Annotated in this window: 9 protein-coding genes and 1 tRNA gene; 2 read left to right on the top strand and 8 right to left on the bottom strand. The window is 67.7% G+C overall.

From position 1 onward, the window contains the following. Window positions 1–663 precede the first annotated feature (663 nt). From HRL41_RS11110 to HRL41_RS11085, 6 genes are all read right to left on the bottom strand, one after another. Window positions 664–858, bottom strand: a complete 195-nt coding sequence (locus tag HRL41_RS11110) for a hypothetical protein (RefSeq protein WP_172137085.1) — start codon at window positions 856–858, stop codon at window positions 664–666. Window positions 859–958: 100 nt separating this feature from the next. Beyond that, window positions 959–1,033, bottom strand: a tRNA-Val gene (locus HRL41_RS11105). A 243-nt stretch (window positions 1,034–1,276) separates the two neighbouring features. Further along, window positions 1,277–2,053 (bottom strand): hypothetical protein, encoded by a 777-nt coding sequence (locus HRL41_RS11100; protein ID WP_172137084.1) that lies wholly within the window; start codon window positions 2,051–2,053, stop codon window positions 1,277–1,279. A gap of 75 nt (window positions 2,054–2,128) precedes the next feature. Next, window positions 2,129–2,644, bottom strand: coding sequence for a peptidylprolyl isomerase (locus tag HRL41_RS11095; RefSeq protein WP_172137083.1), 516 nt, complete (start codon window positions 2,642–2,644; stop codon window positions 2,129–2,131). A gap of 195 nt (window positions 2,645–2,839) precedes the next feature. Further along, window positions 2,840–4,147 (bottom strand): trigger factor, encoded by a 1,308-nt coding sequence (tig, locus tag HRL41_RS11090; RefSeq protein WP_165172045.1) that lies wholly within the window; start codon window positions 4,145–4,147, stop codon window positions 2,840–2,842. A gap of 177 nt (window positions 4,148–4,324) precedes the next feature. Continuing rightward, window positions 4,325–4,879 carry a TetR/AcrR family transcriptional regulator gene (locus tag HRL41_RS11085; protein WP_172137082.1) on the bottom strand — a complete coding sequence of 185 codons (555 nt, stop codon included), beginning with the start codon at window positions 4,877–4,879 and terminating at the stop codon, window positions 4,325–4,327. Between the two features lie 251 nt (window positions 4,880–5,130). Here HRL41_RS11085 and HRL41_RS11080 point away from each other — a divergent pair, with 251 nt between their 5' ends. Both HRL41_RS11080 and HRL41_RS11075 read left to right on the top strand, forming a co-directional pair. After that, on the top strand, window positions 5,131–6,330 hold the full coding sequence (locus tag HRL41_RS11080; RefSeq protein WP_172137081.1) for a DUF262 domain-containing protein: 1,200 nt from the start codon (window positions 5,131–5,133) through the stop codon (window positions 6,328–6,330). 9 nt (window positions 6,331–6,339) lie between these two features. Continuing rightward, the gene (locus HRL41_RS11075; RefSeq protein ID WP_172137080.1) at window positions 6,340–7,386 is read left to right on the top strand and encodes a DUF262 domain-containing protein; all 1,047 of its coding nucleotides are present in this window, start codon (window positions 6,340–6,342) and stop codon (window positions 7,384–7,386) included. Between the two features lie 114 nt (window positions 7,387–7,500). On the opposite strand, the gene HRL41_RS11070 is transcribed toward HRL41_RS11075, so the two are convergent. Then, window positions 7,501–7,776, bottom strand: a complete 276-nt coding sequence (locus HRL41_RS11070) for a hypothetical protein (protein WP_165172053.1) — start codon at window positions 7,774–7,776, stop codon at window positions 7,501–7,503. A 62-nt stretch (window positions 7,777–7,838) separates the two neighbouring features. Then, window positions 7,839–8,601: class I SAM-dependent methyltransferase (locus tag HRL41_RS11065; RefSeq protein ID WP_172137079.1), on the bottom strand; the 763-nt coding region annotated here is incomplete at its 5' end.

The following is an 8,601-nucleotide window of genomic DNA, read 5'->3' as shown; positions in this document are numbered from 1 at the left end:
TATCCTGTAAAGTGTCCATGGTGGCCGTTGCCTTTCTGATGAATCGGTTACTTTCGCAAAAACGATTCTAGGCAATGGCCACTTCTATCTCAAAGCGACTCCTGACACCAACTTTCGGCACGCGATCTGAAAATAGGGCGTTGTCGGTGCTCAAGACTTCGCCCCCGTATCTCCCGTTTCGGCAGATGCTTCTGCCGACCCCCCTCTCTCGCGCTCAACGAGAGATGACCGCTCTCCCAAGAATCGACGCATCCGCCTCGGCAGCACGCGCTCCAAGGTTTCGCACCTTGCTTCCCTGCGTCGCCAGCGTCGAGGAACTTCTTCCTTGCCACGAAGTTCCACGCCATCGGGGCCGACTCCGTTGGAACCTACGGCCGAAGGGCCTTCGCCCGCTTCGTGTACGACGCGACGCAGGCCGTTCAGGGGTACCGCAACGGAGGCGGACCTCCCCTGCCGTAGGCTGCGCCGCTTCGAGTCGCTATTCAGGCATGCCTCTTCACATCCCAAGGGGGTCAACTGGGCTTTCCATAAGCCGTTCTCCACGGCTGACTGCGCCGTTGATGAAGAAATGTCCGAAAATGAGATATTCGGAGAACTCGACAAGCAGCTCGAAAAGCTCATGAGATTCGAGGCGAGAATTGCGCCCCTCATCATCGAAGATGCTCAGCAGGAGGGCAGCTCGACACGCCCCGCGCTCATTCGGCGGTAGAAGTCCTCGGGAATCCTGCGATGCCCGAATCCCTTGACCTCGATCCCATCTTCCGTGGTGCGGTAGATGATGCGGCAGTCGGCCTTCGCGCCTTGGGCGACGCGGTGCTGGTAATGGCAGGAGAGCCACTGGCCGAGCTCGTGCCTCAAGGAGCTGGGGCTCACCTGCCCGCGAACGAGCGAAGCGGCCCGTGGCGGGCCATCGCAGAGAAAAACCCCGCTTCACCTGGTGAAACGGGGTTGAGTTACGTGGTGGTCGATACAGGATTTGAACCTGTGACCTTGTGCTTGTAAGGCACCTGCGCTCCCGCTGCGCCAATCGACCACGTTATGCGCGCTGCCGTGCCGGCCCGCGCGTGCCTAGGTATTTTCGCACAGGCGAATACGATTGGCAAGCGCGGCGGCGCGGCCATGTGCGCGAACCCGGCCGGCGTCTGAGCCGCGAGACTCCAGATGCCGCAACCTGGAAGGCCCGCGAGCCAGCGGGGCTCCAGGCGCCAACCGGCCGCCCAACACACCCCGCCAACCGGCCGCCCAGCACGCTTCGGCGCGCTCCGGCGCTGCGCGCCTACAGGCTCACGAAGCTGTCGGGGAACTGCTTGTTCGCGTTCAGCACGTCGGCGCTCGTGTCGCCGTAGCGGAGCCACTCGGCGTCGGTGGGCTTGCGCTTGATCATGGCGTTCTCCATGATCTCCTTGAGCGCCTTGGTCTTGAGCGCGTACTCCTCCATCTGCGCGAGGCGGCCCTCCAGCTCGATCTGCTGGCGCTTGCGCGCCTTGTCCTGGATGTCGTCGCCCGGGATGATCGCGTAGAAGTCCTCCGCCTCGAGCGTGTAGCCGGCGTGGTCGGCGTACGCCTCGAGCGCCGAGTCCTCCTTCAGGCTCTGGATGGTGCGCTCCTTGACGTCGGCGTACAGCTGGTCGAGCGTCATGCCGCGCTGGCGGCAGAAGTCCTCGATGGTCATGCCGTTGCGGCTGATCATCTCCTCGAGGCGGTAGTTCGCCGCGTAGAGGGACTCCTCCACCAGGTCAGCCGGCAGCTCCTCCACCAGGCGCTTCGAGAGCTCCTTGCAGATGGCGTCCTGGTCGGAGAGCTCCTGCACCTCGCGGTTGTCGCGGTACATGTTGTAGCGGATGAAGATCATCAGCTCCTCGACGTTCTTGAAGTCCTTCGTGTGCGCCGCCACCCACTGGTTCGACAGGCGCGGCTCCTCGCCCTCCTTGCAGCACTGCAGCTTCAGCCAGCGGAGCGCCTGCTCGCGGATGACCTCCTCGGGGATCCTTACCTCCTCGGCAATGGCGTACACCGGGTCGTACGAGGTAAGGGTAAAGCGTTGTTTCGCCATGTGGAAAACCTCCAAGTGAAATGTGTCGGAAACGAAAGCCCGCCGCCTGCGCGCGCAGGCGGCGGGCAGGATGTCCTAGCGGTAGTCGATCCCCTGGTCGCCGCCGAGGAGCTTGGTCTGCTCCTTCATGTGCTGCGCCTTCTCCTGGGCCGACACGAAGTTCTCGGGGGCGTCCTCGATCTCGAGGATCTCGACCTCGAACGTGAGGCTCTTGCCCGCCAGCGGGTGATTCAGGTCGAACTTCGCGATGCCGTCCTTCACCTCGAGCACCGTCGCCGGCACGGGCGCGCCGTCCTCGCTGCTCGACAGCCAGATGCGCTTGCCCACCTTCACGCTGGTGGGAATCTGCTCGAGCGGAATCTCGGCCGTGTAGTCGTCGAGGTACTCGCCGTACGCCTCGTACTCGCTGATGGTGAACGTCTTCTTCTCGCCCACCTCGCTCATCGCGAGGATGGCCTGCTCGAAGCCGTCGATGGCCATGTCCATGCCCGTCTGGAACTTCATGGGGTCCTCTTCGTTGGCGAAGCCGAACACCGTGCCGTCCTCGAGCGTGCCCTTGTAGACGAGCGTCACCGTAGATCCAAGTTGCATCGGTAATCCCCTTTCAGGATTGGTTCAAGCCGCCTGCGAAGCTCGCAGGCAGAACAGATACCTCGTAGAGCGCAGGTGCGAAGCGCAGGTTGCCGCGCGCGGGCGAGGCGAGGGCCGCCGCAGGTCGCCGTGCGCCGGGTCCGCCATGCGTCACCGGCCCGCCGCCGCGCGACCGCCTGCCTAGGCGCCGCCCGCCTAGGCGTCGGCCACCACCGTCACCTGCGCGTTCTCCACCAGCCAGTCGGTTGCCTTCGTCTGGCGGCACATCTTGCGCACGTCGGCCATGCGGTTGGCCTTCTCCCACGCCGCGCGCGTGGCGGCCGGGTCGTCATCGCCCTCGAACATCTTGTCGATGTCCTCGTCGGTGAGCTCGAGTCCCAGGTCGCGGAAGAGCGCCTCGAGCGCGCAGTCGATGGAGGCGCGGCGCTGCGCCTCGGTGGCCACGTCCTCCTTCATCTGGTCGGCCTGGATGCTGTTCTGGAGCATCCACTGCTGGAGGTTCGTGCCCTGCTTCTCGAGCGACTGCATGAGCTCGCGCCCCACGTCCTGGCGGATGAAGTCCACGTAGTAGCCGGGGACCTCGCCGTCGAGGCGCTCGAGCACCGCGTCGATCACGCGGTCGACCTTGAGCTTGGGAAGCTCCTTGCCCTTCTGCACGCTGATGCTGTGGCGCATCTGCTTGCGCATGTCCTCCACGCTGGTGCAGCCCACCTTCGCGGCGAGCTCGTCGTCGATCGCGGGGAGGACGCGCTTGCGGAAGCTCTTGATCTCCACCACGGCGTGCAGCTCGCCGTCGCCGAACTCGGAGCCGCCCTCGTCGTCCTTCGCCTCGAAGTCGAACTCGAGCACATCGCCGGCCTTCGCGCCGTAGACCTTCTCGTCGAACGACGCGGGCATGATGCCCTCGCCCAGGCCGATCATGCGGCTGGCGTTGGAGAGCCCGGAGATCACCTTGCCGTGGTTGTCGACCGAGAGCACCGCCATCATGTAGTCGCCCGGCTCGGCCACGTGGTCGGGGTCGGCGATCTCCTCGAAGGAGTGGTAGTAGTCCTGCAGCTCGGCGAGCTGGGCGTCCACCTCCTCGTCGGTGACCTCCTCGGGGGGCATCTCGATGGAGACCGGCTCGCAGCTCGTGAGCTTCATGGCGGGGGCCACCAGGCCCGACACGGTGAACGTGAAGGGGCGGCCCTCCTCGAGCTGGTCGGTCACGTTGAACTGCGGCTCCTCGATGAAGATCACGTCGGCCCCGTCGATGGCCTTGAAGGCCATCTCGTTGATGAGCGTCTCGGCCACGCCGCCCATGGCGTTCGCGTGCCCGCCGACGCTCTGCTCCAGGATGGCGCGCGGGGCCTTGCCCTTGCGGAATCCCTTGAGGTCACGCTGGGCGATCTGCCCGAAGAACTCCTTGGCGCTCGCGTCGACTTCCTCGGCGCTCGCGGTTATGGTGAGGACCAGTTCCTGGCGCTCGCCGTCATCCTCCAGCGCCCTATCTTTTACTTGCACAGTCTCTCCCCCTGTACATGAACTCGCTTGCATTTCTCGAAGCGCGTCCCGCGCGCTTCAGCCCATGCTTCCGCCCACTAGACACGTTCTGCTATTGTAGCGCACCCTCCCCGTTTTCCCTAGGGGGAGGCCCCGCTCATCCTGGATCAAAGTCGCGAAATTCGCCCGTTGGCGCTGCTAGCGCGTGCGTAGCGCGCCGATGCCGCCCATGATGAACGTGTCGATGGACTGCTGCAGGCGCGGCCAGTCCTCCGCGCGCACGCCCGAGAGCGCCACCGCGTAGCAGCCGCTCAGCTGGAAGCGCAGCATGGCGCGCGCGTGCGCCTCCTCGAGCCCCGTCGCGCGGTACGTCGCCACCATCTCGCTCGCGTACGCCCCGGCCTCGACGCGCTCGAACAGCGTGGGGAGGAAGCGCGTGTCCCGCACGAGCGGCAGGTACTTCCCCGCGTTGCGAATGGCCACGCAGAACGGCTGCGCGTCCAGGCGGCGCGCCGCGCAGCCCTCGCAGCCCACGAACGCCTCGAGCGGGGGGATGCGCGCCGTGAAGTCGTAGGCGAGCTCCTCGTAGGCCTCCTGCACGTTGCCGAAGTGCGCGTACAGCGTCGAGCGGCTCACGCGCGCCGCGCGCGCGAGCTCCGACATGGTGATGCTCGCCAGCTGCCGCGTGCCGAGCAGGTCTAAGAGCGCGTCCTTTATCGCCTCGCGGCTGCGCCGCGCCCGCGCGTCAGTCATGGGTCTCCTCCTTCGCCTCGAGCGTCTCCGCTCGCGCCCTCGGCGTGCGCCGCCGCTGCCTTCGTCTTCGGCTTTCGCTGCTGCCTTCGGCCTCGCCGCCCTCGGCGTGCGCCGCCCGCGCCGCGCACCGAGGCGCGCCCGCGCACGTGGGCGCAAGTTATCGTACATATTGTACGATTCTGTACGCCACACACGCGGCGCGTTTCCTACAATCACAGCAAGCCAACACCGGAAACAGGAGGTGACGCTTCATGAAGACAAGCAACGACGCGCTCTTGGACCTGCTCGGAAGGGAGCACGTCCAGTTCGTCGTCCCCACATACCAGCGCCTCTACTCGTGGAAGCACCGCCAGTGCGAGGAGCTCTGGCTCGACGTGCACCGCGCCGCGAAGTCGAACCTGACGCACTTCGTGGGCACGCTGCTCTACGAGCAGGACGCGCAGGACGCGGGCGGCATCACGCGCCTGGCGGTGGTCGACGGGCAGCAGCGCCTGACCACGCTCACGCTGATGCTCGCGGCGTTCGCCCGCTACCTCGACGCGCACGCCGACGCTGGCGCAGGCGTCGACGCCGCGAGCATCGAGCGGCGGTTCCTCAAGACGACGCCCGCCGGCAGCGCGGCTGGCGCGGCTGACGCGAAGGACGCGGCTGGCCCGGCCGACCTGGCTGACGCGACCCCGGCCGACGCCGACAGCGCGACCAGCATCCCCGCCGGAGCCCTCGCCGGCATCGCCAGCCAGGCCAAGCTCCTCCTCTCCCGCACCGACCGCGACACGCTCCTCGCCGTCGCCATGCGCGAGGAGCTGCCGAAAAGCCCCTCGGAGAACGTCATGGCCAACCTCGCCTTCTTCGAGGGCAAGATGGCCGAGGAGGGCTTCGACCCCGCGGCCTTCTGGCGCGGGGTCAACCTGCTGTTCGTGGTGGGCGCTCAGGTCGACCGCTCCGACAACGCCCAGCTCATCTTCGAGAGCCTGAACTCCAAGGGCCTGCCGCTCACCACGGCCGACCTCGTGCGCAACTACCTCCTGCTCGCCGAGACGCACGCCGAGCAGACCCGCCTCTACGACGAGTACTGGTCGCCCATCGAGGGCATGTTCGCGCCCGACCCCGGCTCGCTGCGCCTCGACAACGCCATCCAGGGCTGGCTCTCGCTGCGCTTCCGCAAGGTGCGCGCGAAGGGCACGGGCGAGGTGTACAGCGTGTTCAAGCGCTACGTGGAGGACGAGTTCGAGGGAACCACCGAGAGCCTGCTCGCCGAGCTGCGCAACTTCAGCCTCGTGTGGGCGGAGAACTACCGCTACCACGCCGTGAAGAAGTTCCGCTCGTCGTTCAACTGGGCCATCAACGGCGCGCCCACGCTCGTGGCGGACCGCAAGCTCAAGAAGACCGACCACGAGGGGGCCGCGCAGAAGTACAACGAGGCCATGTCGGCCGTCGACGCGACGCAGTAGGGAGGCGTCATGATCATCAGACAAGAAACGCTCCTCGACTTTCTGGGAGCGCCGGACACCCAGCTCGTGATCCCCGTCTACCAGCGCGTCTACGCGTGGAGCACGCGCCAGTGCGACCAGCTGTGGGCCGACGTCATGCGCGCGGGGCGCACGGGGGCCACGCACTTCACCGGCACCGTCCTGTACGCGCACGAGCCGGGCGACGCCGCCGGCGCCGAGCGCCTGCACGTCATCGACGGGCAGCAGCGCACGGCCACGCTCACGCTCCTGCTCACCGCGCTGCGCGACTACCTGGGCGAGTCCGGCCTCACGCTCGAGGGGGCCACGGCCGAGGGCATCACGCAGCGCCACCTGCGCGCGCCGGGCATGCCCGCAGCATCCGACGGCGCGCCCGCGCCGAAGCTGCTGCTCTCGCGCGTCGACCGCGCCACGCTGTCAGCCGTGCTCGAGAAGACGGAGCTTCCCGAAGAGGACGACCTGTCCGCCAACGTCATCAGCAACTACCGCCGCTTCCGCGAGAAGATGGACGAGCGCTTCGACGCCGAGGACGCCGCGGCGCTCTGGGGCGGCCTGCAGCGGCTCGTCGTGCTGGCCGCCGAGCTCGAGGACGAGGACCGCGCGCAGCTCATCTTCGAGAGCCTGAACTCGAAGGGCATGCCGCTGTCGACGGCCGACCTCGTGCGCAACCTGCTGCTCGCCAGCGCCAGCTACGACGAGCAGACGCGCCTGTACGACCGCTACTGGGCACCCGTCGAGCGCATGTACGGCGAGGAGGGCGGGTCGGCGCGCCTGGCCGCCGCGCTGCACGGCTGGCTCGCCGTCACCGCGCCCAAGCTGCACGTGGGCAGCGCCGACGAGGTGTACGCCGCCTTCAAGACCTACCTGGAGGACATCCACAGAGGCTCGCTCGAGGAGCTGCTGCGGGGGCTCAAGGGGTTCTGCACCACGTTCAACGAGCGCTCGCAGTCATCCGGGTCGGCGACGGCGCAGCGGCACTCCCAAAACGGCAACTCCCTCGAGAGCACCATCGCCGGCAAGAAGCTGTTCGGCGACTGATCGGCGAACAGGCAGCGCCGCTCCCGAGGCGCCGCTCCCGAGGCGCCGCCTTGCGACGAGGCGGTGAGGAAGCGCGCGACCCGCGAAGCCGCGCGCTTTCCCTTATATGGGGCCCTACGCCGGGTCGGCGGAGTTCAGCCTGATGGCGCACGCCTGCAGCTCCTGCACGAGCGCGGGCGTCACGGGCTCGGCAGGCTCCTCCCCCGCCTCGAGCTGCGCGTCGATCGCCAGGCAGCGGCGGATGAACCGCTCGTTGCCCTCGTCGATCATCCCGAGCTCGCGCGCGCAGGCGAAGCCGTCCTCAAGATCCGTCGACTTCGCCACGCGCCACAGATGCAGCGTGACGAGCCGCACCGACCCGCGAAACCGCCTCTCAACCGGCACTTCCATGCTCAACAACCTCCTTGGGGCAGACGCGCGCCCCGCCTCCCCGCTCCGCAGGCCGACGGCTGCTAGAGCTTGCTCACGTAGAGCGACACGGCCTCGTAGCGCACGTCCTCGCCACCGGGCACCACGTCCACCGTGCTGCCCGGCTTGAAGCCGCGGCTCGCCTCCACCGCGTAGGACTCCACGACGGTCGCCTCGCCGAATCCCGCAGCTGCGAGCCACGCCTCGTTCTCCTGCCGCGTGCGCGCCGCCTGGATGCAGTTGCCCAGCTCGCGGGCGGCAGCCACCACGTCATCGTCGCGCTCGCGGTCGGCGAGCACCGTCTCGAACACGAGCAGGCCGCCCGGCTTGAGCACGCGCCCGAACTCGCGCAGCGCGCGGGCGGTGTCGAAGAACAACGTGTTCACGCTGTTCACGTACACCACGTCCATCGTGGAGGTGCCGATGCCCGCCGCGATGAGGTCCTCGGGGTAGGCCGCGCGGAACTCCATGTTGTTGCGCGCCAGGCCGCTGTCGCGCCATGCGCGCTCCATGCGGTCGCGCGCCTCGGCGAGGTGCGCCGCGCTCCAGTCGACGCCGATGACGCCGCCGCCGTTGCCCGCCATCGAGCTCAGCTTGAACACGCCCTTGCCGCGGCGGCAGCACACGTCGAGGATCTTCTTGCCCTTCAGCTCGCTTGCCGGCAGGACCATCTTGCAGGTGCTCGCGAAGCCGTACTCGAACTCCTTGTCGGCGTAGTGCGCCACGAGCGCCGCGTCGTCCGCCGCGTCGGCCCCGGCCGCAGCGCGGGCCGCCCCGGCGCCCGCAGCCCCAGCCCCAGCCGCCCCA

The sequence above is a fragment of the Adlercreutzia sp. ZJ473 genome (genome assembly GCF_013185065.1).
Lineage (GTDB): Bacteria > Actinomycetota > Coriobacteriia > Coriobacteriales > Eggerthellaceae > CAAEEV01.
Note: the sequence above shows the minus strand (reverse complement) of the source record. Positions and strands in the feature narration are given on the sequence as shown.